Origin of the sequence: Caballeronia sp. GAWG1-5s-s, assembly GCF_023631445.1 — a bacterium.
Taxonomy (GTDB): Bacteria; Pseudomonadota; Gammaproteobacteria; order Burkholderiales; family Burkholderiaceae; genus Caballeronia.
In genome coordinates, this window is record NZ_JALQDC010000023.1 from 156,542 (window position 1) to 177,920 (window position 21,379).

At 64.6% G+C, this 21,379-nt stretch carries 21 protein-coding genes; 14 read left to right on the forward strand and 7 right to left on the reverse strand.

What is annotated here, in order from left to right:
* Window positions 1-100: 100 nt before the first annotated feature.
* A complete protein-coding gene (locus NCR34_RS17285; protein WP_250500651.1) occupies window positions 101-1,204 on the forward strand; it encodes a malate/lactate/ureidoglycolate dehydrogenase in 1,104 nt (367 codons plus the stop codon).
* 58 nt (window positions 1,205-1,262) lie between these two features.
* Here the strand turns inward: NCR34_RS17285 and NCR34_RS17290 are convergent, their stop codons facing one another.
* Window positions 1,263-2,159, reverse strand: a complete 897-nt coding sequence (locus NCR34_RS17290) for an NAD-dependent epimerase/dehydratase family protein (RefSeq protein WP_250500652.1) — start codon at window positions 2,157-2,159, stop codon at window positions 1,263-1,265.
* A 112-nt stretch (window positions 2,160-2,271) separates the two neighbouring features.
* On the opposite strand from NCR34_RS17290, the gene NCR34_RS17295 reads away from it, so the two are divergent.
* Entirely contained in the window at window positions 2,272-3,171 is a 900-nt protein-coding gene (locus NCR34_RS17295; RefSeq protein ID WP_250500653.1) for a LysR family transcriptional regulator, read from the forward strand.
* 36 nt (window positions 3,172-3,207) lie between these two features.
* A complete protein-coding gene (locus NCR34_RS17300) occupies window positions 3,208-3,606 on the forward strand; it encodes a RidA family protein (protein WP_250500654.1) in 399 nt (132 codons plus the stop codon).
* On the opposite strand, the gene NCR34_RS17305 is transcribed toward NCR34_RS17300, so the two are convergent.
* Both NCR34_RS17305 and NCR34_RS17310 read right to left on the reverse strand, forming a co-directional pair.
* Window positions 3,603-5,309 carry an acid phosphatase gene (locus tag NCR34_RS17305; RefSeq protein WP_250500655.1) on the reverse strand — a complete coding sequence of 569 codons (1,707 nt, stop codon included), beginning with the start codon at window positions 5,307-5,309 and terminating at the stop codon, window positions 3,603-3,605. The two genes, NCR34_RS17300 and NCR34_RS17305, sit on opposite strands and share 4 nt — an antisense overlap.
* A 222-nt stretch (window positions 5,310-5,531) precedes the next feature.
* Complete coding sequence (locus NCR34_RS17310; protein WP_250500656.1) at window positions 5,532-6,326, reverse strand: sulfite exporter TauE/SafE family protein; 795 nt, start codon at window positions 6,324-6,326, stop codon at window positions 5,532-5,534.
* 190 nt (window positions 6,327-6,516) lie between these two features.
* Here NCR34_RS17310 and NCR34_RS17315 point away from each other — a divergent pair, with 190 nt between their 5' ends.
* Window positions 6,517-8,775 carry an amylo-alpha-1,6-glucosidase gene (locus NCR34_RS17315; protein WP_250500657.1) on the forward strand — a complete coding sequence of 753 codons (2,259 nt, stop codon included), beginning with the start codon at window positions 6,517-6,519 and terminating at the stop codon, window positions 8,773-8,775.
* Window positions 8,776-9,467: 692 nt separating this feature from the next.
* On the opposite strand, the gene NCR34_RS17320 is transcribed toward NCR34_RS17315, so the two are convergent.
* The gene (locus NCR34_RS17320; protein ID WP_250500658.1) at window positions 9,468-10,649 is read right to left on the reverse strand and encodes a 4-hydroxybenzoate 3-monooxygenase; all 1,182 of its coding nucleotides are present in this window, start codon (window positions 10,647-10,649) and stop codon (window positions 9,468-9,470) included.
* Window positions 10,650-10,832: 183 nt separating this feature from the next.
* On the opposite strand from NCR34_RS17320, the gene NCR34_RS17325 reads away from it, so the two are divergent.
* Window positions 10,833-11,699 carry an SDR family oxidoreductase gene (locus NCR34_RS17325; RefSeq protein WP_250500659.1) on the forward strand — a complete coding sequence of 289 codons (867 nt, stop codon included), beginning with the start codon at window positions 10,833-10,835 and terminating at the stop codon, window positions 11,697-11,699.
* A gap of 33 nt (window positions 11,700-11,732) precedes the next feature.
* Here NCR34_RS17325 and NCR34_RS17330 read toward each other — a convergent pair whose 3' ends face one another.
* On the reverse strand, window positions 11,733-12,785 hold the full coding sequence (locus tag NCR34_RS17330; protein ID WP_250500660.1) for an aldo/keto reductase: 1,053 nt from the start codon (window positions 12,783-12,785) through the stop codon (window positions 11,733-11,735).
* A gap of 220 nt (window positions 12,786-13,005) precedes the next feature.
* Here NCR34_RS17330 and NCR34_RS17335 point away from each other — a divergent pair, with 220 nt between their 5' ends.
* The 6 genes from NCR34_RS17335 (at window position 13,006) to NCR34_RS17360 (ending at window position 17,493) form a co-directional block, all read left to right on the forward strand.
* Window positions 13,006-13,995: an AraC family transcriptional regulator gene (locus tag NCR34_RS17335; protein WP_248323324.1), complete on the forward strand. Its 990-nt coding sequence runs from the start codon at window positions 13,006-13,008 to the stop codon at window positions 13,993-13,995.
* A gap of 165 nt (window positions 13,996-14,160) precedes the next feature.
* Window positions 14,161-14,538: a COG4315 family predicted lipoprotein gene (locus NCR34_RS17340; protein WP_502800098.1), complete on the forward strand. Its 378-nt coding sequence runs from the start codon at window positions 14,161-14,163 to the stop codon at window positions 14,536-14,538.
* Window positions 14,539-14,582: 44 nt separating this feature from the next.
* A complete protein-coding gene (locus NCR34_RS17345; RefSeq protein ID WP_250500661.1) occupies window positions 14,583-15,098 on the forward strand; it encodes a sigma-70 family RNA polymerase sigma factor in 516 nt (171 codons plus the stop codon).
* Window positions 15,095-15,862, forward strand: a complete 768-nt coding sequence (locus NCR34_RS17350) for an anti-sigma factor family protein (RefSeq protein ID WP_250500662.1) — start codon at window positions 15,095-15,097, stop codon at window positions 15,860-15,862. Before NCR34_RS17345 ends, NCR34_RS17350 begins: the two co-directional genes overlap by 4 nt.
* A 350-nt stretch (window positions 15,863-16,212) precedes the next feature.
* Entirely contained in the window at window positions 16,213-16,692 is a 480-nt protein-coding gene (locus NCR34_RS17355) for a DUF2778 domain-containing protein (protein WP_250500740.1), read from the forward strand.
* A 324-nt stretch (window positions 16,693-17,016) separates the two neighbouring features.
* Window positions 17,017-17,493, forward strand: coding sequence for an Hcp family type VI secretion system effector (locus NCR34_RS17360; RefSeq protein ID WP_250500663.1), 477 nt, complete (start codon window positions 17,017-17,019; stop codon window positions 17,491-17,493).
* Window positions 17,494-17,591: 98 nt separating this feature from the next.
* Here NCR34_RS17360 and NCR34_RS17365 read toward each other — a convergent pair whose 3' ends face one another.
* Window positions 17,592-17,795, reverse strand: a complete 204-nt coding sequence (locus NCR34_RS17365; protein WP_250500748.1) for a hypothetical protein — start codon at window positions 17,793-17,795, stop codon at window positions 17,592-17,594.
* Between the two features lie 300 nt (window positions 17,796-18,095).
* The gene (locus NCR34_RS17370; protein ID WP_250500664.1) at window positions 18,096-18,518 is read right to left on the reverse strand and encodes a BspC domain-containing protein; all 423 of its coding nucleotides are present in this window, start codon (window positions 18,516-18,518) and stop codon (window positions 18,096-18,098) included.
* 204 nt (window positions 18,519-18,722) lie between these two features.
* Here NCR34_RS17370 and NCR34_RS17375 point away from each other — a divergent pair, with 204 nt between their 5' ends.
* The 3 genes from NCR34_RS17375 (at window position 18,723) to NCR34_RS17385 (ending at window position 21,371) form a co-directional block, all read left to right on the forward strand.
* Entirely contained in the window at window positions 18,723-19,262 is a 540-nt protein-coding gene (locus NCR34_RS17375; protein WP_250500665.1) for a putative glycolipid-binding domain-containing protein, read from the forward strand.
* 65 nt (window positions 19,263-19,327) lie between these two features.
* Window positions 19,328-20,407, forward strand: a complete 1,080-nt coding sequence (selD, locus tag NCR34_RS17380; RefSeq protein WP_250500666.1) for a selenide, water dikinase SelD — start codon at window positions 19,328-19,330, stop codon at window positions 20,405-20,407.
* 34 nt (window positions 20,408-20,441) lie between these two features.
* Window positions 20,442-21,371 carry a cation diffusion facilitator family transporter gene (locus NCR34_RS17385; protein WP_250500667.1) on the forward strand — a complete coding sequence of 310 codons (930 nt, stop codon included), beginning with the start codon at window positions 20,442-20,444 and terminating at the stop codon, window positions 21,369-21,371.
* Window positions 21,372-21,379 lie beyond the last annotated feature (8 nt).

The following is a 21,379-nucleotide window of genomic DNA, read 5'->3' on the forward strand; positions in this document are numbered from 1 at the left end:
ATGAAACTGGTCAGGCCAGTTGATCGTCTGTAAAGTAGAAGGCCCCGCGTCGCACGTAGAGACGACGCGTCAGCAATCGACTTTGGAGACGAGAGTCGCAATGAACGAAACGAGCCAAACCGCAGTAAAAGAACAGCGCATCGCCGCCGACACCTTGCATGCCTACGTCCGCGCCATCTGGGAGCACGCCGGCAGCGCGGCGCGCGAGGCGGAACTTGTAGCCGATCACCTCGTGATGGCCAATCTGTCGGGCCACGATTCGCACGGCGTCGGCATGATTCCGCGCTACACGTCGTCGCTCGCCGACGGCCAATTGCAGCTGAACACGCACGCGGAGATCGTCCGCGACGCCGGCGCCGTACTGACTATCGATGGCCGCAAGGGTTTCGGGCAGGTCGTCGCGTACGAGGCGATGGAACACGGCATCGAGCGCGCGAAGAAGTTCGGCGTGTGCGCGGTGGGGCTGCGCAACGCGCACCACATCGGGCGCATCGGCCACTGGGCGGAGCAATGCGCGAAGGCGGGCTTCGTGTCGTTCCACTTCGTGAACGTAGCGGGTGATCCGCTCGTCGCGCCGTTCGGCGGCATTGACCGGCGCTTCGGCACGAATCCGTTCTGCGCCGGGTATCCGCGCGACGGCAAGAACCCGCTGGTGCTGGATTTCGCGACGGCGGGCATCGCTTACGGCAAGACGCGCGTCGCGTATAACAAGGGCGTGAAGGTCGCGCCGGGCATGCTGCTCGACCACGAAGGCCGCCCGACCGTGGAGCCGAAAGTCATGCACGAGGAGCCGTTCGGCGCGCTGACGGCGTTCGGCCTGCACAAGGGTTCCGGACTGGCCGCGCTTTGCGAGATTTTCGGCGGCGCGCTGTCAGGCGGCTATACGACGCACGAAAGCACGCTGGAGAAGTCGAGCGCCATCTACAACTGCATGACGTCGGTCATTCTCGATCCGAACGCGTTCGACGCGCCCGCCGCGCAGGCCGAAGCGGAAGCCTTCCTCGAATGGATGAAGGCGTCGCCGCACGCCGAGGGCGTCGATGCGATCTACGCGCCGGGCGAGCCGGAAGAGGCGCGTCGCGCGGAACGCGGGGCGAACGGCGTGCCGATCGATCCGACCACGTGGAAGCAGATTCGCGAATCGGCGCAAAAATCCGGCATGACGGAAGCCGAAATCGCGCAGTACGCGGACGCATTGAAGTAAGCGCAAGACGCTGGGCGGCCGAAATTGGTCAAGCCAGTTTCGGCCCGCGTGGTGCCGATCAGCGCACCATCTCGTTCTCGATCCACTCGATCACCGACGTGCGCTTCGGTTGCCAGCCGAGGAGCGTGCGGGCGCGCTCGCCCCGCACGCGGCTGTTCGACCCGAGCCCGTACGACGCCATCTCGTAACCCCATTCCTCGATCGCCTGTTCCAGCGGCCAGTCTTCCGGGCCGCGCAGGCCGAGCGCCTTCGCCATCGCGGTCGTCATGTCGCGGAACTGCGCTTCGCCGCTTTCGACGAAGTAGAACGTGCCCGCCGGCGTCTTCGCGAGTGCCAGCCGGTACACATCGACGACGTCGTCGATATGGACGTTCGACCAGATATTCAAGCCGCGGCCGACGTGCCTGACGACGCCGCTCTTCTTCGCTTGCCGCTCCAGACGCGGCAACTGGACGCTCGCCGTGTCGGGAATCGCGCCGTGTCCGTAGATCAGCGTGTTGCAGAGCACCGCCGAGCGCACGCCGCGCTTGGCTGCGTCGAGCACGAGACGGTCGATGGCGACGCGCGGCGCCTTGTCGGCGGTCGGCTCGGGCAACTGCGCCTCGGTGTAGATGTCGTCTGACGCCTCGCCGCCCGACCCATCCCCGACGATGCTCGATCCGCTCGTATGCAGCAGCGGCTTGTTCGAACCTTCGAGCGCACGCACCAATGCCTCGACCGCGCCGCGATGATCGCTGCTCGCCGCGTTGATGACGGCATCGGCGGTTCGTGCTTCATCGGCGAGCAGGGCGCTGGCGTCCAGACTGCCGACGACCGGCTCGATACCCGCGCGCTCCAGCGCATCGCGCTGCTCTTCGCGGCGGATGAGTCCACGCACGCGATGGCCGTCACGAACGAGCCCCGCCGCAATCGATCCGCCGATAAAACCGCCCGCGCCAGTCACAAATATATTCATTCGTTGCTCCATTGATTGAACCAGTGCGCCCAGTATCGTCCCTTTCGACTTTCGCAAAAAGCGTGTTAGTCTCAAAGGAAACTTGACTGCGATTCAATATCGACGCGCCGCCATGAAGACCAACACCGACGAATTGCTCGTGTTCGTGACCGTCGTCGACAGCGGATCGATGACGGCGGCGGCCGAACGCCTGCAACAGACGGTCTCGGGCGTGAGCCGGACGCTGACGCGGCTGGAGAAGAAACTCGATGCGACGCTCGTTCGCCGCACGACCCGCCGGCTGCAACTCACTGACGAAGGCGAGCTGTTCCTGACTCGCGCCCGCGCGATACTCGCCGCAATGGACGACGCCGAGGAAGCGCTTTCTCGCCGCCGCGAACGTCCAGCGGGCCGCCTGCGCGTGGATGCGGCGTCGCCGTTCATGCTTCATTGCGTCGTGCCGCACGTCAGAGCGTTCGCCGCGCTCTATCCGGATATTTCGCTGGAGCTGACGAGCAACGAACGCATCGTCGATTTGCTGGAACAGCGTGTCGATATCGCGATACGGATCGGCGCGCTGCAGGATTCCACGCTGCACGCACGCGCGCTCGGCAGCAGCCGCTTGCGCGTGCTCGCCAGTCCGGCTTATCTTGCCGAGCACGGCGAGCCGCGCGACGTCGACGAACTCATGCGCGCCCGGCTGATCGGCTTTACGGCGCCAGAGAGTCTCAACGACTGGCCGCTGCGCCATACGCGCGCAGGGCGCGAGGCGGAGTTCGTGACCGCTGAGCCCGCGATTTCCGCGTCGAGCGGCGAGACGATCCGGCAGTTGGCACTCGACGGCGGCGGCATTGCGTGTCTCGCCGACTTCATGACTGCCGCCGATGTCAAAGCGGGCCGCCTGCGCCCGATTCTCGACGATGCGCTGCGCGACGTTCGCCAGCCGATCAGCGCCGTCTATTACCAAAGCGAGTCGATGGCCGCGCGCGCCCGCGCGTTCCTCGACTTTCTCGCGGGCAAGCTGGCGCTCTGACGGCACCGCTGCTCCCACTCGTTACAGGACTCCACGATGCCACCGATCGAAGCGATCAACGCCCCCGGCCTGCCCATTCCCGCCGGCCACTACAGCCATGCGACGCGCGCCGGCAATCTGATCTGCGTCTCGGGCCAGTTGCCCGTGCGCCCGGACGGCACGCACACCGGCGACCTTCCTTTCGAAGAGCAGGCCGAGCAGACCTTACGCAACCTCCGAACCGTGCTTGAAGCGGCGGGCGCGGGGCTCGCGGACTGCATCGAAGTGACGGTCTATCTCGTCGGCGTCGAGCACTGGAAGGCGTTCAACGACATCTACGCGCGCCATTTCGGCGCGTGGAAACCGGCGCGCGCCGTCGTGCCGGTCGGCGCGCTGCATTACGGCTATCTGCTCGAAATCTCGGCGCGTGCGTGGGTCGAACCGGCTCCGATCTAAGCGAGATCCAGCGCGTTCGTCAGATCGCCGAGCGGCGCTTCGCCGTTGGCCGCCATCGCCCGGTCGCGCGCGGCCACGCCGTCGAGCGGCGCAAGGTCATGCACGCGCGAGATAAAGCGCAGGATCGAGTTCGTGTCGTAGACCGTGTGATCGACATAGCCCTGCTTCCCGAACGGCGAGATGACGAGCGCCGGAATGCGCGAGCCCGGCCCCCAGCGGTCGCCCTTCGGCGGCGCGACGTGATCCCACCAGCCTCCATTTTCGTCGACGGTCACGATGACGACCGTGTTCTGCCACTGCGGGCCGCGCCGGATATGCTCGATCACATTGGCGATGTGGCGGTCGCCCGAGGCGACATCCGCGTAACCGGCGTGCATGTTCAGGTTCCCCTGCGGCTTGTAGAACGTGACAGGCGGCAGGCGGCCGGCGTCGATATCGGCGAGCAGCTTGTTCGTCGAAGGATCGTCGCCGATGCCGGCATCGCGCACATGCCGCTCGCGGGCGGCCGTGCCGGGCGCGTAGTTGCGAAAGTAGTTGAACGGCTGGTGGTGGTACTGGAAGTCGGGCACCGCGCCGGTGTCACGGTGATCGAGCGCGTATTGCCACGCGCCGCTGTACCACGCCCAGTCGACGCCCTTGTCCGACAAGCGGTCGCCGATGGTCGCGTAGGTCTGCGGCGGGAGCACGAGCGCGTTCGACGTATCCGCGAAGCGCGGGTCGCCGCCGGGCGCGGGCTTCACGTTGCTCGGCTGATACGGCGGGAACATGGTGTTGACCGCATAGCCGTCGGCGGTCAGCGCGCCGTCGCGCACGAACTTCGGCGGGCCGTCCAGCGCAGAGCCTGGCGAATCCGGCGCGAGCTTGAGACGCGTGCCGGTTGGGTCGTCGCCTTCGACGACAGCCAGCAGTTTCGCCGCCGGACCGTTTTTCGCGTCCGGATAGAAGGGTGCCTGCGCCGAAATCAGGAAGATGTGGTTCAGCCACGAACCGCCGAATGCGGACATGAAGAAGTTGTCGCAGAGCGTGTACTGCTGCGCGAGGCCCCAGAGCTTGAGCGTATCGGGCGAATTCCGGTAGTGGCCCATGACGAGGCCGCCCGAGTCGCCCCACGCCGCAAACTGGTTGTTGCGCCCGGCGTTGATCTGCATCTGGTTCTGATAGAAGCGATGCACCAGATCACGCGTGATGACGCTGTTGGGCAGCGGGTCGCCGTGCGCGTCCATGAGGCGGAAAGGGCCGTTGGGCAGCGCGCTGATCTGATGTTCCGCAATGGCGTAACGCTTGCCATCCACTTCCTGCGCCTGCGGCACGAGGCCGCCCCAAATTCTGGGCAGCGTGGGCAGGGGCGTCACCCCGTCGCGGTCGAACTGCGTGTACTGCGCGGACGTCACGGCCGAGAGCGGATACTGCACGCCCGGATAGTCGCCGTAGAGATTCGTGAAGCTGCGGTTTTCGGCGTAGATCACGACGATCTGGCGCACATGCGCCGCGAGCGCGCGATCCACCGAAACGTCTGCCGCCGTCTTCGGCGTCGCCGGCTTGTGATCGAACAGATTGCAGCCGCCGAGGGACCATCCGGCAAGGCCGACGCCCGCAGCCAGCAAGCGCCGCCGCGCCGGGTCGGCGGGGGCGTCGTGGCCTGCGGGAAGGTCGTGGTTCGGCTCGCGGTTCGGCTCGTCGTTCGGCTCGTCGTTCGGTTTCATCGCGTGACTCCTCGTTGCATGCACACGCCGGCCGGCGCGCGGATGATCGACGCCAAAACGACGCTCGCCTGACGCTGGCGCCTCGTTGGCTCTGACAGCGCATGATGCCGCATCGACCGGCTGCCGGAAACCCGGCCGAACGGCATAAGCAAAAAAACCGGAACGTGCGATTTTGCCTATGACATTCGGCCGACTGGAAACCGCCGAGCCGCGTGACTAACATCAACTGAACACGAGCTTTAGTCCGACGAGAACGAGGGTGGCGGCGAGCAGGTAGCGCAGCAATGCTTCCGGCGCCTTGGACGAAAGATTGCTGCCGATCACGATGCCCGGAATCGAACCCAGAAGGAGCGACACGAGCAACGACCAGTCGACCGAGCCCATCATCCAGTGGCCCGCGCCGGCAATCAGCGTGAGCGGCACGGCGTGCGCGACGTCGGAGCCGACGATGCGCACCGTGGCGAGGCGCGGGTAGAGCAGCAACAGCACGGTCACGCCGATAGCCCCGGCGCCCACCGACGTGAGCGAAACCAACATGCCGAGGATCGCGCCGGTCAGCACGGTCCACGCTGCCGTGCGCGCGGGCCGTTCCGGGCGGCTGTGGCCCTTGCGGTAAGCGAAGCGCGCGAGCTGCGGCCGGAACACGAGGGAAACGGCGGTGATCAGGAGCGCCGTGCCGAGGATCAACTGGATCAGCCGCGCCGTGCCGGGCGACGTAATCCCGTGCTGGTTCAGGAAGTACAGGGTGACGGCGGCCGCGGGCACGCTGCCTGCCGCCAGCCTACCGGTGATGCGCCAGTCGACGGACCCTTTGAGGCCGTGGACGAGCGTTCCCGCGGTTTTGGTGGCGGCGGCATAGAGCAGGTCGGTTCCCACGGCGGTGGCCGGATGGATACCGAAGAGGAGCACGAGCAGCGGCGTCATCAGCGAGCCGCCGCCCACGCCGGTCAGCCCGACGAGAAAGCCGACCGCCAGCCCGGAAGCGGAATAAAGTAAGTCGATATGCGGAAATGACATGCGCGCGGAGAGAACCGGTCAGGCGTCGGTGGGTCGAAAAACCGTCGATGATAGCCGGTCAGCGGTTCACCTGCTGCACGAAACCCGTGCGCGAGCCGCCGGCCGTTCGCCTGTAACGGCTCACGGCGCACTGCGAATCGCCACTTTGCGCCATCGGGCGCCCCTTTCACGTCACTTTCAGGAAGGTGCAATGGATACGAAGCAACAGACGCAGAACCCGACGCAACAGCGACAACAGCAGCAGCAACAGCAGCAGTTGGCGGCGGCGGACGAGGCATTCATCCCCACCGAGAACGTCAACCAGCCGACCGAGCGGCAATTCGTCCTCAAGTCCGGCAACACCTTCGCCGTCTACGACGCCAACGGCGATATCCGCGGTCGTGACGACGGCCTGTTCGTCAACGACACGCGCGTGCTTTCGGAACTGGTGTTGACCTTCGGCGGCCGCGCGCCTTCGCTGCTATCGGGGAGCGTTTCGAGCGACAACGCCGTGTTCACCGCGCATCTGACGAACCGGCCCTTGCCGCCCATCGGCGGGGCACGCACGCCGGAGGGCGTGATTCACGTCGAGCGCAAACGTGTGCTATCGGGACACGTGCTGCACGAAAGCATCGTGCTCACGAACTACGGCACGGAACCGTCGACGGTGCCGCTTTCCATCTCGTTCGCCGCCGACTTCCTGGACATGTTCGAAGTGCGCGGCACCATTCGGCCGAAACGCGGCACGTTGCGCCCACCCGCCGTCGAAAACGGGGAAGTGGTGCTGAGCTACATCGGGTTGGACGAAGTGGAGCGCACCGCGCGCATCCAGTTCACGCCCGCCCCGGACGTTCTCTCGCCGACGCGCGCCGACTACGCGCTCCACATTCAGTCGGAAACGGCGATTTCTGTGTATTTGTCGGTCACGGCGGTCACGCACGCCCTGAACGACGCCAGCGAGGAGAGCAAGCGCAACGCCGCGGAAGCCCCGGAATGTGCGCCGGAGTCGGGACGCCCGGCCATCCGCGAGGCGCTCGTCGACGCGCACCGCAGCATGCGGGACAAGCGCCGCGCCGGCGCCCGCGTCAGGTCGAGCAATCCGCTCTTTAGTGAATGGATCGACCGGTCGCTCGCGGACCTCGGCTTGCTCACCACGGATCTCGAAACCGGCCCGTACCCGTACGCGGGCATTCCGTGGTTCTCGACGCCGTTCGGACGCGACGCCATCATCACGTCGCTGCAAATGCTGTGGCTGCAGCCGACGCTCGCGCGCGGCGTCCTGCGCTTTCTGGCTGCGCATCAGGCGCGCGAAGACTCGGCGTTCAGGGACGCCGAGGTCGGCAAGATCATGCACGAGACGCGCAAGAGCGAAATGGCGGCCACCGGCGAAGTGCCGTTCGCGCTGTACTACGGCGGCGTGGACAGCACGCCGCTTTTCATCGTGCTTGCCGGCGCGTATGCGGAGCGAACGGGGGATCGCGCGCTGATCGACGAAATATGGCCGGCGCTACAACTGGCCGCCGGGTGGGTGGCGCGCCATTGCGACCGTAACCCGCACGGTCTCTTGAGCTACCAGCGGGCGACCGAATACGGCCTTGCCAATCAGGGCTGGAAGGACAGCCATGACTCCGTGTTCCATGCGGACGGCCAGTTTCCCATCGGGCCCATTTCGCTCGTGGAAGTGCAGGCTTACGCATCGACGGCGTTCTCCACGATGGCGCGTCTTGCCCGCGAGCGCGGCGAGCACGAGCAGGTAGCGGAGTTCGAGCGGCGCGCCGAGCACATACGCGAACGCGTCGAGGCCCTGTTCTGGATGCCAGAGATGGACTTCTACGGCATCGCGCTGGATGGGCGGAACGAGCTTTGCCGGGTGCTCTCGTCGAATGCGGGGCATCTGCTTGCGTTCGATCTCGTGGAGCGCAAGCGCGGCGAGGCGGTCGCGCGGCAACTCGAATCGGCGCTCTTTCACACCGGCTGGGGCGTGCGCACGCTCGCGGCCGGGCAACCGCGCTTCAATCCGATGTCGTATCACAACGGCTCGGTATGGCCGCACGATTCGGCCATCTGCGCGCGCGGCCTTGCGCGCTACGGCGAGCGCGGCGCGGCGGTCGGCTTGCTGCAATCGCTGTTCGAGGCGGCCGTCACGTTCGACATGCGCTTGCCCGAGCTCTTCTGCGGCTTCACGCGGCAGCGCGGCGAGCGGCCCATTGCGTATCCGGTGGCGTGCCTGCCGCAGGCGTGGGCGGCGGGCGCGCCGTTCATGATTCTGGAGGCGTGTCTGGGCGTGACGATCGACGCGGTCAACGACGAGATTCGCGTCGACCGGCCGCAGTTGCCTGAGGGCATCGACTGGCTGGAGATCGGAGATCTGCGAATCGGCGAGAAGAACGTCACCATTACGTTCCGGCGTGTGGGCGGGCAAGTGGTGCCGTCGGTGGAGGGCGATGCGCGGGTCGTGGCGGTGCTGTGAAGTCGGCGAGGGCGCTTGGAAAAATGCCGGGCGCCCTCGTCGGAGAGGGAAGCGTGATTGGGAGTAGAGGACCGTCAAGCGGCCGAGTGAGTCTGCTCGTTCGACACGTTGAATCACGGCGCCACCGTGTCTCCCAGTCCGTCAAACCGCTTCCGAAGCAAAGGCATGCACTCGCTCGCGCCGCGCATCGCTGTACGGGCGTAGCCGAGGCCGTCGAGTTTTACAAGCGCCCGTTTGGCGCGGTCGGGATCGGACGGCTTTCGGCGACGACGGCAAGCTCGTCGCCCGCGAACTGGGTGCGCCGCGCCCGAAGCGGTCGCGCTCGCGCTGCGAGTCGATGGCGAGCGCGGCTGCCGCGGTCCGGCGCGGACGCGGCAAGCAGAATCTCGCTCGCGCCGCGGCCGAAGCGCTCGCGCTGCGAGTCGATGGCGAGCGCGGCCGCCGCGGTCCGACGCAGATGCGGCAAGCGAATTCTCGCCCGCGCCGCGTCCGAAGCGCTAGCGCTGCGTGTCGATGGTGGGCGCGGTCGCGGCGGTCCGAACGAGTGCGGTTAGCGGATCCTGGCCATACTCTTCGCCGGGCAACCGCCTAGTCATGGCCGCGGCGTGCTCGATGCCAGGCGACTAACAGCCGCTGATCAAACCGCTAAGCGCAGCGCCTTGCCATCCGCGCAGAGTAGAGCAACCGCCAACTCAAACCGCAACACTCCCGACATAATTCTCCGCAAGCGCCGTCGCCGCTGCGCGCGACGTCGTCACGTGCTCGAGCTCCGCAACCTGCAGCCGCTGCTCGAACGGCGAGTTGTCGTCGAGCTTGTGCAACATGCGCGTCATCCACCACGAGAAGTGCTCGGCGCGCCACACGCGCTTGAGCGCCGTCTCGGTGTAATGGGCAAGCGAGGCCGCGTCGTTTTCCTTGTAATAGCCGACGAGCGCCGCCGTCAGCACGCGCACGTCCGACACCGCCAGATTCATGCCCTTCGCGCCGGTCGGCGGCACGATGTGCGCCGCGTCGCCAGCGAGGAAGAGCTTGCCGGATTGCATCGGCGTGGAAACGAAGCTGCGCATGCCGACGATGTTCTTTTGAAAAATGCGCCCTTCAGTGATCTGCCAGCCGTCCGCCGTATCGACGCGTGCATGCAGTTCGGCCCAGATGCGGTCGTCGGACCAGGCATCGACCGAATCTTTCGGGTCGCACTGGAAGTACATGCGCTGCACGCCCGGCGAGCGCGTGCTGATGAGCGCGAAGCCGCGGTCGTGCCGCGCGTAGATGAGTTCGTCGGACGAAGGCGGCGCTTCCACCAGGATGCCGAACCAGCCGAACGGGTACACGCGCTGATAGTCCTGCCGCACCGCCTCCGGAATGCACTTGCGGGAGACGCCTTGCGAGCCGTCGCAGCCGATGATGAAGTCGCACTCGATCTCCTCGTCGCGTCCCTCGTGGCGGTACTTGATGCGCGGCTTGCGGTCGCTGTTCTCGGCGAAGTCGTGCAGCGAAACGTCCGACACGTTGAACTTCAGCGCACCGTTCACCGCCATGCGCGCCGCGACCAGATCCTTGATGACTTCGTGCTGCGCGTAGACCGTGATCGAGTGGCCCGTGAGTTCGGTCAGCGCGATGCGTCGCCGCTGTCCTTCGAACGCGAGTTCGAAGCCGTGATGCAGCGCGCCTTCGGCCTGCATCCGCGCGCCGAGGCCGGCTTCGTTGAGCAGGTCCATCGTCCCCTGTTCGAGCACGCCCGCCCGAATGGTGGATTCGATGTCCTGCTGGCTGCGCACTTCGAGCACGACCGATTCGATGCCGCGCAGATGAAGGAGATGAGAGAGCAGAAGCCCCGCCGGGCCCGCGCCGACGATGCCGACTTGAGTACGCATGAATGTCTCCGTTGCGTCGTGATGTTGTGCGTACAGTGTCGGCATGGCGGCGATATGCCGCAACGGGATACAGCGGATAGCGCCTATCCATTATTGAGATAACGGCCGCAAACCCGCGTGAAATCGGGTCCGGTGCTTGCTGACCAAGGGTTTATCCCGACTCATCAACACGAGGACACCGACATGGACGCAAGCGCATATCCGAAGCCGCCTTTCGCCGACCAGCAACAGGAACGCACGCCGGGCCTGACCGAAGCGATGAACCCGAAGCCCGATCATGGCGAAGAGACTTACAAAGGCAGCGGCAGGCTTGCCGGCAAAGCGGCGCTGATCACGGGTGGAGACAGCGGCATCGGCCGCGCGGTGGCGATCGCCTTTGCGCGCGAAGGGGCGGACGTCGCCATCGCCTATCTGGACGAACACGACGACGCGAAGGAAACGGCGCGCTGGATCGAGCAGGCGGGGCGCAAGGCGCTCTTGCTGCCCGGCGACATCACGGATCGCCAGCATTGCCGCGACATCGTCGCGAAGACGGCCGATGCGTTCGGCCGGCTCGACGTGCTCGTGAACAACGCGGCGTATCAGATGACCTACGACAGCCTCGAGGAAATCAGCGACGACGAGTGGGACAAGACCTATTCGACGAACATCGGCGCGATGTTCCGCATCACGAAGGCGGCGCTCGCGCATATGAAGGAAGGCGCGGCGATCGTCAACACGACGTCCGTGAACGCGGACGCGCCGAATCCCGGCCTGATCGCGTATGCCAGCACGAAGGGCGCGATCCAGAACTTCACGGGCGGACTCGCGCAGTTGCTCGCCGAGCGCGGCATTCGCGTGAATTGCGTCGCGCCGGGCCCGATCTGGACGCCGCTGATTCCGTCCACCATGCCGGCCGAGAAGGTGAAGAACTTCGGCTCGCAAGTGCCGATGAAGCGCCCCGGCCAGCCCGCCGAACTCGCGCCCGCTTATGTGATGCTCGCTTCGGACGAGGGCAGCTACATCTCCGGCGCGACCATCGCGGTGACGGGCGGCAAGCCGATCATCTGACCGGCCTGCCGGCTACCCTCGCAGGCCCGAGACTTACTCGCCCGCCGCTTCCTTCAACTGGTTGCGGCGGTATTCGCCCTGGCGCGTGAGCATCCAGCCGGGGTATTCGGCCGGCAACTGGCTCACTTCGTTGAGCGCGGCGAGTTCGTCCTCGCTCAGCCGCACGTTCGTCGCCGCGATGTTGTCATCGAGTTGCTCGATGCGCTTCGCGCCGACGATCACGCTCGTCACCACTTTCTGATGCAAGAGCCACGCAAGCGCGATCTGCGCGACCGACACGCTCTTTGCCTCGGCCACGCGGCGCATTGCGTCGATGCAGTCGTATGCGCGATCGACGTTCACCGGCGGGAAGTCGAACTTCGAGCGGCGGCTGCCTTCTTCCTTGCCGCCTTCGCGCGTGAACTTGCCCGAGAGCAGGCCGCCCGCGAGCGGGCTCCACACCATCAGCCCGACGTTTTCGCTTTGCAACAGCGGCACCAGTTCGCGTTCCAGATCCCGTCCGGCGATCGTGTAATACGCCTGCAACGATTCGAAGCGCGCAAGCCCGAGCTGCTCCGAAATGCCGAGCGCCTTCATGATTTGCCACGCCGCCCAGTTCGACACGCCGATGTAGCGCACGTGGCCGTGCTGCACGAGCGTATCGAGCGCGCGCAGCGTTTCTTCGATCGGCGTGGCCGGATCGAAGCCGTGGATCTGATAGAGATCGACGTGATCGAGTTGCAGGCGCCTGAGGCTCGCCTTCACGCCGTCGATGATGTGAAACCGCGACGCGCCCCGCGAATTCACGCTCTTGGTGCCGGCTTCGCCCAGAATCTTGGTCGCGACGACGACATTCTCGCGCGGCACTTTCAGGTTCTTGAGCGCCTGTCCGGTGATGATTTCCGACTGGCCGTCGGCGTAGACATCGGCGGTGTCGATGAAGTTGATGCCCGCGTCGAGCGACCGGCCGACCAGCTTGTCCGCGTCCGCCTGCTGAAGCTGGCCGATGTTGTCCCAGATGCCGCCGCCACCGCCGCCGAACGTCATGGTGCCGAGGCACAGTTCGGAGACGAAGAGGCCGGTGTTGCCGAATTTCCTGTAGCGCATGGTTGCTCCCGAGTGGACGATAGGCGTGAAGCGTTCGCTGAAATGCGACGAGCGTTCGGTGCCGCCAATGCAGTATCGTCCGGCAACGCGCGGCGTTCATAGCCTGATCCTGTCGAATCCTTGCCTGTTCCTGCAAACGCGGGGGCAGCTTGCGCGCACGATCGCGCTCGCGCGAGTAAGCTATGTCGACTTCTTCCACGCTCGAGTCCCTTCGGAAACCATGGCGCTGAACGACACGCCCGGCCTCGCCGGAAAAGATGCTCACGATCATTCCCGCGAAACGCACCGCGTTTCATCCGACTCCACGCTCGATCAAGCGCGGCTCGATCTCGTCGCGCTGATCGACCGTTTTACCGTAGGCTGCGAAGGCACGACGGAGACGCCGGTGCCGGGCCTTTTCCTGCATCGCGTGATGAATCCCGGCGGGCCCAAGCCGGGCATCCAGACGCCGGCGCTCGCGCTCATCGCGCAGGGTTCGAAGCGCGTGATCGTCGGCGATGAGGTGTATGTCTACGATCCGATGCACTATCTCGTTTCGTCCGTCGATTTGCCGGTGATCGGCCAGGTCACGGTCGCGAGCGATTCGGAGCCGTATCTCGGCCTGCGGCTCGACCTCGATGTCGAAGAGATCACCTCGCTGATCCAGGACCAGAACCTGCCGCCCGCGACGCAGACCGACGCTTCGCGCGGCCTCTTCGTCAATCGCCTCGGCACGTCCATGCTCGACGCCGTGCTGCGCCTCTTGCGCCTCATCGACACGCCGGAAGACGTGCCGATCGTCGCGCCGCTCGTCAAGCGTGAGATTCTGTACCGGCTACTGATGAACGGCTCCGGCGCGCGGCTGCGCCAGATCGCGCTCAATGACAGCCAGACGCAGCGCATCGCGAAGGCCATCAAGCTGCTGCGTCAGCATTTCGATCAGCCGTTGCGCGTGGAGGACATCGCGAAGGACGTGCATATGAGCGTGTCGTCGCTGCATCATCACTTCAAGGCCGTGACCGCGATGAGCCCGCTGCAATATCAGAAGCAGTTGCGCTTGCAGGAAGCGCGGCGGCTCATGCTGCTCGATATCGCGGATGCCGCGACGGCCGCGCATCGCGTAGGCTATGAAAGCGCGTCGCAGTTCAGCCGCGAATACAGCCGGCTCTTCGGCGCGCCGCCGCTGCGCGATACGCGCCGCTGGCGCGATGCGGCCGCCGCCGGCGCCTGAGCCGCACGACGCACGACGCATGACGCACGACGCATGACCTCACGAATGCTGACTGGCGATGCGTCGGCGCTGCCGCATCGGTTTATTTCATCGTCCGCGGAATAACGCAGCGCCGCGGGACGTTCTGCGGAAACTGCCACGTACTTTTTTCGCGAGGAAGATGAAATGAACAAGCACATTCTGATGGCCGTCACCGTAACCGTCGCGAGCGCCGCTGCCTGCGTCGCGTCGTCGGCTTTCGCGGCGGCGCCCAAGGAAGCCAACGGCATGTATGTCGACGAAAACGGCATGACGCTCTACACGTTCGACAAGGACACCAAAGGCAGCCCGAGCGCGTGCACCGGCGGCTGCGCGCAGGCGTGGCCGGCCGCGATGGCGAGCGACTCGGACCAGCCGAGCGGCAAATGGACGACCGAATCGGCCGACGGCGGCAAGCAATGGGCCTACGACGGCAAGCGCGTGTACCGGTTCGCCAAGGACACGAAGCCCGGCGACAAGAACGGCGACAACTTTCGCAACGTGTGGCACGTGGTCAAGCCTTGAAGCCGTGACCGGCGCGTTATAAACGCACACTCGGAAGCACGCTCGTGAACTTCGAGCACGATCTTCTCGCGCATCTCCCGCAGTTGCGCCGCTATGCGCGCGCACTGACGGGCGATCGCGCGTGGGCCGACGACCTCGTGCAGGATGCCACCGAACGCGCGCTCAACCGCGCGAGCATGTTCCGCGCGGGCACGAATCTGCGTGCGTGGCTTTTCACGATCATGCGCAACATCTATATCGACCAGTTGCGGGGACGCCGCGATATTGCCGTCGACGATGAAACCGCGCCCTGGCGGCAGATGGCCGCGCCGCGCGGCGAAGTCGATGGCCTCGTGCTGCGCGACGTGCAGCGCGCGCTGTACTGTCTGCCTGTCGAGCAGCGCGAAGTGATGCTGCTCGTATGCGTCGAGGAAATGAGTTATCAGGAAGCGTCGCAGGTGCTGAACGTGCCTGCGGGCACGGTCATGTCGCGCCTCTCGCGGGCGCGCGAACATATGCGCGTCTTGCTGGGCGAAGAGAAGGAGCGTCCTGCGCCGTTGAAAGTGGTGAGCCGCTTATGACGAATCAAGACCGCCCGGCCGATGACAACGAGCGCGCGTTGCAGGCGCTCTCCGCCTATATCGACGACGAGTTGCCCGGCGACGAACGCGACGCGACCGCCGCGCGCATCGCTAACGACGCCGCCTGCGAAGCGACGGTGGCCGCTTATCGCGCGCAGGACAACGCGTTGCGCGCGCTGTTCGCGGCGGAACAGGCGGAGCCGCAGATCGTCGTCATGCGGCCGCCCGCGAGGCAACGTTATCTGCTGGCTGCGTGCCTGCTGGTTGTTGGCATCGCCTGCGGATTTCTCATGCACATGCTGCTGCCCGCTCTGGGCGAGCCGCGCGCGCGTTTCGCGGAGCGCGCGGATATCGCCTACGCGGTGTATGCGCCCGAGCAGCGCCACGCGGTGGAAGTGGCGGCATCACAGCAGGATCATCTCGTGAACTGGCTGTCGAAGCGGCTCAACCGGACGCTCACGATTCCATCGCTTGCCGAGTATGGCTTCGAGCTCGTCGGCGGACGCCTCTTGCCGGGCGAAGAAGGGCCGGCCGCGCAATTCATGTATCAGAACGCATCGGGCGAACGGCTCACGCTATACATGACCACCGTCGCACGTAACGACGCGAAGGTCAGAACGCTGCGCGACGGACCGCGCACGACGTACTACTGGGCATCGGATCGCGTCGGCTATGCGCTCTCCGGGCAGATCGGGCAGGCGAAGCTGCAGGCGATCGCCTATGACACGTGCAAGGAACTGGGCGGGGATCCGAAGAATTGGTGACGAGTGGATTCACGCGATCTGTGTTTGGATGCAAGCGTCAGGTGAAGTGACAGAAATCCATACATAGCATTCTTCGTTAGCGATACTCTTACGGCGCCGATGTCGATATCAATATCAATAGGGAATGCTAACTATAGTCAGGGAAGTTCAGTGCGTGCCAAGGACGATCCGGGTAGCGACTTGCTCGGTGCTCGGTTCGTTGACATTCGGCCCATTAGTTCCGAAATGGCTGCGCTGTCGCAAGACTTAATGGCGTCGTCGTTCAGCCGAGCCAGCGCGATGACTTGCGGCGACCGTTCGTCTACGCCGCATTCTTCTAGCGCTGTGCGCGAAGCAACAAGGTCTTGAGCATGCCGGTTCGCTGCATCTTCACTCTTAATAATCGCCGCACTTCTACGCTAGTGTGTGAGGGGTATGGAACGGTAGAGGCGTTCTCGGGCCAGAAGGAGGGCCGGGACAATCCGGAGAAGATAGCTACGCCGAAGATCGGTCCAATACCGCCGGGGCAATACTATATTGTGGATCGTCTTTCAGGAGGGATATTGGGAGCACTGCGCGATTTCGGGGCTCCTTTCGTCGGGAGCACAGACCGTACGAAATGGTTCATGCTCTGGAACCCGAGAACTGGCGACGTGACGATGATCAACGGCATACAGCGAGGGCAATTCCGATTGCATCCTGAGGGAACGCACGGTATCAGTGAAGGATGCATTACGCTCGTTAATCCCGCTGAATTCGAATTCCTTCAACGATTCATTCGCCGGTCCCCGCCCGCACTAAGCGTCCCGGGGTCGGCGCAAAAAGCATATGGCACGGTGACGGTTCGATGAAGCACACGAAGGCTCCGTACATCGTCCTTATCACCGTTGCGTCGCTAGTTCTAGGCGTCTTACTAGCACGCGCCATCATTGTCCGGTCCGGAATGATGTCCTACGAAGAGGATATGGCGATCCGTTGGCTACTTGGCGTCTTTGGCGTGAAGGACCCTGCGCCTGAAGATATTCAGGACGTCGGACTCTACTCGATTGTTCTCGCTTGTTGGGCAAGCGTAGCGGCGGCCTTAGTTCTTGTCTGGAAGTTTGCGAAGCGCATGCACCGCAGGCGTAAGTCAATAAGAAATGATTCGTGAAGCGAATCGTCCATCGAACAGTGCAATGACCTCAGACATCTTTATCCAATTCGACGGCATCAAAGGCGAATCACAAGATGCGGAGTTTCTCAATGCCATCGACGTAATTCACTGGCAGTTCCTGATCGAACAAGATGCACGCATGCTGTCGGGCTCCGGCGGCGGCGCAAGCAAAGCCTCAGTGTCCGATCTCGTGTTTCAGCACGAGATGGATTGCGCATCACCGACGCTCGCCGCGTTCTGCTTCCAGGGCAAGCACATAAGCGAAGTCAAACTTTCGATGCGCAAAGCGGGAGGGTCGCCCTTTACGTTCTATCGAATCACGATGTCCGATGTGGTAATCACAAAGGTCCTGCCTTCGGCTGACGGCGGATACGCAATCGAAACGGTCGGTCTATCGTTCTCACGCATGAAGCAAGAATATATGCTGCAAAATCGGCATGGCGGCGCCATGGGTGCCGTTACGGGATTGATTGACATGAGGAACAATCAGACCGCGTAAGCTTCATCGCAGTCTCGTGCACTAACCACCCGCCGAAAAACAAAAAGCCGCAGCGACACAACGCGCTGCGGCTCTTCTACCGAGCGAAGCCCGCCCGATCAACCGCGATGCATGTGATGACGTTCCCAGTCCGCGCGCTGCCAATAGCGATGGCCGTCCCAGTAACGATCGCCGTGCCAGCCCACCTTCACGGCATGGTGATGCCCGTGATGCACGTTGGCCGAGGCGACGTTCACGAGGCCCATGCCCAGCGAAGCAGCAACGGACGCGATAAGCAGGCTCTTCTTTGTCTTGTCGAACATGATTGGCTCCTTGGTATTGTGATGACTCGCAGCGTGTCAGGCCGTTCGGGCTTTAGCGGTAATAGTCGTGATGGTGGTGATAGCCGCCTCCATCGGGCACGATGATGCAGCCCGACAGCGTGCTTCCCAACACCACGCTCAGTACCGCAAGAATCGCTAACTTCTTCATGGGTTTCTCCGTGTGAATCCGTGGAAACCAATTTAGCCGTTAGCAAAATGACAAGCCGTGTTCGTTTGTAAGCAAAAGTGTTGCCTGAAATATTTACGAAGCAGGCTTATAAACGCGACGCTTGCCGCCGCTCATCGGACGATTTGCGGCTTCATGTTCGGCGTGAGCGAGACGCCGACCACTTGTCCGTCGCGTACGCCGCAGCGGCTATCGACGCGCATCCATTGCGCCTTGCCGCGCGCCTTGGCGAACGCGCGCATCAAGATCACCTTGTCGACGGGAATGGGATTGGCGGGGCTCAGAATCGCCGTGTCGTCGTCGATCTTCGCGGACAGCACGCGGCGGTCCGGCACGATCAGCGTGTCGTACTTCGGCGCGTTCTCGACCCAGCGGTCGAAGGCCGCGACGCATTGCACGACAGTATCGGGCACATGCAGGCGCGTGAGATACGAATAGTCTTCGGTAGGGTCGGGCGTCTCTTGAGCCTGAACGATCTGGAACAGCGACGCCGAAAGCAGAAGCGCGCACAGCGCAGGGGCGATCAAGGTTTTCATGCAGTCACGATGGGCGTTGTCGGCAGGGAACGAGATGGAGCACGGACGCGCATCGCAGGGAGAAGCGCGCCTCGTTTTTGAGATGCCGAAGTATACCGTGCGATGTTTTTCTCCGTCGAGCGCATCGAAGATCGAATGCCGATCGAAAGCCTTGACGTCGCGTTGTATGCTTGTCGTGAGCCGGCTTACGAATCGAGGCACATCATGAAACAGGCGCGATGGATGCAGCGGGATGGCCGAGGGCTCGAGCACCTCGTGCTCGATGAGCGGTCCGATGGCGTCGTCATCGAAAGCGTCGTCGTGGGCGAAGGCGAGGCCGGGGCGTTCGGCATCACCTACCGCATCGAGTGCGATGCGCGCTGGCAGGTCACGCGGCTTGCCGTGAAGCTAGCCGGCGGCGGGTCGATCGATCTGCATCGCGCGCAGGCGTGGACCGACGAGCACGGCGCGCCGCACGAGGCTCTCGACGGCTGCATCGACGTGGACATCATCGCGACGCCGTTCACCAACACGTTGCCCATCCGCCGCCTGCGCTTGCAGCCGGGCGAGCGGCGCGAGATTCGCGTCGCGTACGTGCGTGTTCCGGAGATGACGGTGAGCGCCGTCGCGCAAGCCTATACATGTATCGAGCCGAACAGGCGTTACCGCTTCGAAGGACTCGACACGGGATTCACCGCCGAGATCGCGGTCGATGACGACGGCCTCGTGACCGACTACCCCGGCCTCTTCGAACGGATCGCGTAAAGACGCGCCGGGCCGCGAGCGGCGATAATGCAGGTCATCGAAGACTTTCTGGCATGACTCAAACGATGACCGATACCGCACTTACTCCTGAATCGACAAACGGCCCGCGTCTCACGAGCCTCTCGCATGGCGGCGGCTGCGGCTGCAAGATCGCGCCGGGCCTGCTCGCCGATCTGCTCAAGCGCAGCGCGCCGATGCCCGCGTTCCCGAATCTGCTCGTCGGGAACGATACCGCCGACGACGCCGCCGTGTACCGGCTCAACGATGAACAAGCCATCGTCGCGACGACGGACTTCTTCATGCCGATCGTCGACGATCCGTTCGACTTCGGCCGCATCGCCGCGACCAACGCGCTCTCCGACGTCTACGCGATGGGCGGCAAGCCGATTCTCGCGCTCGCGCTCGTCGGCATGCCGATCAATGTCCTGCCGCACGACGTCATCGCGCAAGTGCTGAAGGGCGGCGAGGCGGTGTGCGCGGAGGCGGGCATCCCGGTCGCGGGCGGCCACTCGATCGACTCCGTCGAGCCGATCTACGGGATCGCGGCGCTCGGCGTCGTGCATCCGTCGCGCGTGAAGCGCAACGCGGCCGCCCGCGCGGGCGACGTGCTGATCCTCGGCAAGCCGCTCGGCGTCGGCGTGCTTTCGGCGGCGCTCAAGAAGAATCAACTCGACGCGGCCGGCTACGCCGCGATGATCGCCGCGACCACGAAGCTCAATCGCCCCGGCGCGGAACTCGCGCAGCTTGACGGCGTTCACGCGCTCACCGACGTCACGGGCTTCGGTCTGCTCGGGCACACGCTGGAACTCGCGCGCGGCGCGGGGCTGACGGCGCGCATCCGTTATGCCGCGCTGCCGTGGCTGCCGCAGGTCGAGCAGTTCGTGCAGGCCGGCATCTTCACGGGCGCGTCGGGCCGCAACTGGGCGGCGTATGGCGCGGACGTCACGCTGGGCGAACTGGCGGGCACGTCGATGGAAGCGGCCCGAACCTTGCTCACCGATCCGCAGACATCGGGCGGGCTGCTCGTGTCATGCGCGCCCGAAGCCGTCGACGACGTGCTGGCGATTTTCCGTGCCGATGGTTTCGCCGAGGCGGCGGTCATCGGCGAAATGACGGACGGCGCGGGGCGCGTCGAGGTGCGCTAACACAACTCTCCTGGACAATCCTCAGCGGGTGCACATGAAGGAAGAATCGCCGAAAGCCATCTTCTACGCGCTCGCCGCGAATCTCGGCATTGCGGTTTGCAAGTTCGCGGCAGCCGCGTTCACGGGTTCCGGCTCGATGTTCGCGGAAGCCATTCATTCCACCGCCGACTGCGGCAATCAACTGCTGCTGCTTTTCGGACTGAAGCGCGCGCAGGCGCCGGCGAACGCGCTGCATCCGCTCGGCTCGGGACGCGAGATCTACTTCTACGCGCTTCTGGTCGCGCTGTTGCTCTTCTTCGTGGGCGGCGCGTTTTCGGTGTACGAGGGCGCGCATCGGCTGATGCATCACGAGCCGTTGTCGAATCCGATCGTCGCGCTTGTGATTCTCGGCGTGTCCGTCGCGCTGGAGGCGTTCTCGCTTGCCGGCGCCATGCGCGAGATTCGCAAGACCACGCCGAACAAGACGCTATGGCGATGGTTCCGCGAGACGCGCGAATCCGAGCTGCTCGTCGTGGCGGGCGAAGACGTGGCCGCGCTCGCGGGGCTCGCCATCGCCTTCACCGCTGTGCTGCTCACGATGATCACCGGCAACCCCGCCTACGATGCCGCCGGCTCCATCGGCGTCGGCCTGCTGCTCATGGTCATCGCGTTTCTCGTCGCCCGCGAGGTGAAGTCGATGATCGTCGGCGAGTCCGCGAGCCCCGAAGTGCGCAAGGCCATCGACGCGCATCTGCGCGCCCGTCCGGAAGTCACGCACATCATCAGCCTCATTACGTTGCAGTGGGGCAAGCATCTCGTCGTCGCGGTTCAGGCCGAGATGATCGACTATGCGAGCGGCCGCGCGATGATCGACGCGATCAACGTCATCGAGGACGATCTCCAGCGTGCGTTCCCGCAAGTGCGCTGGGTGTTCTTCGAGCCGGATGTGCCGCGCGACGTGCGCAAGTCAGCCGCCGCAGCCTGAGCCCGCGC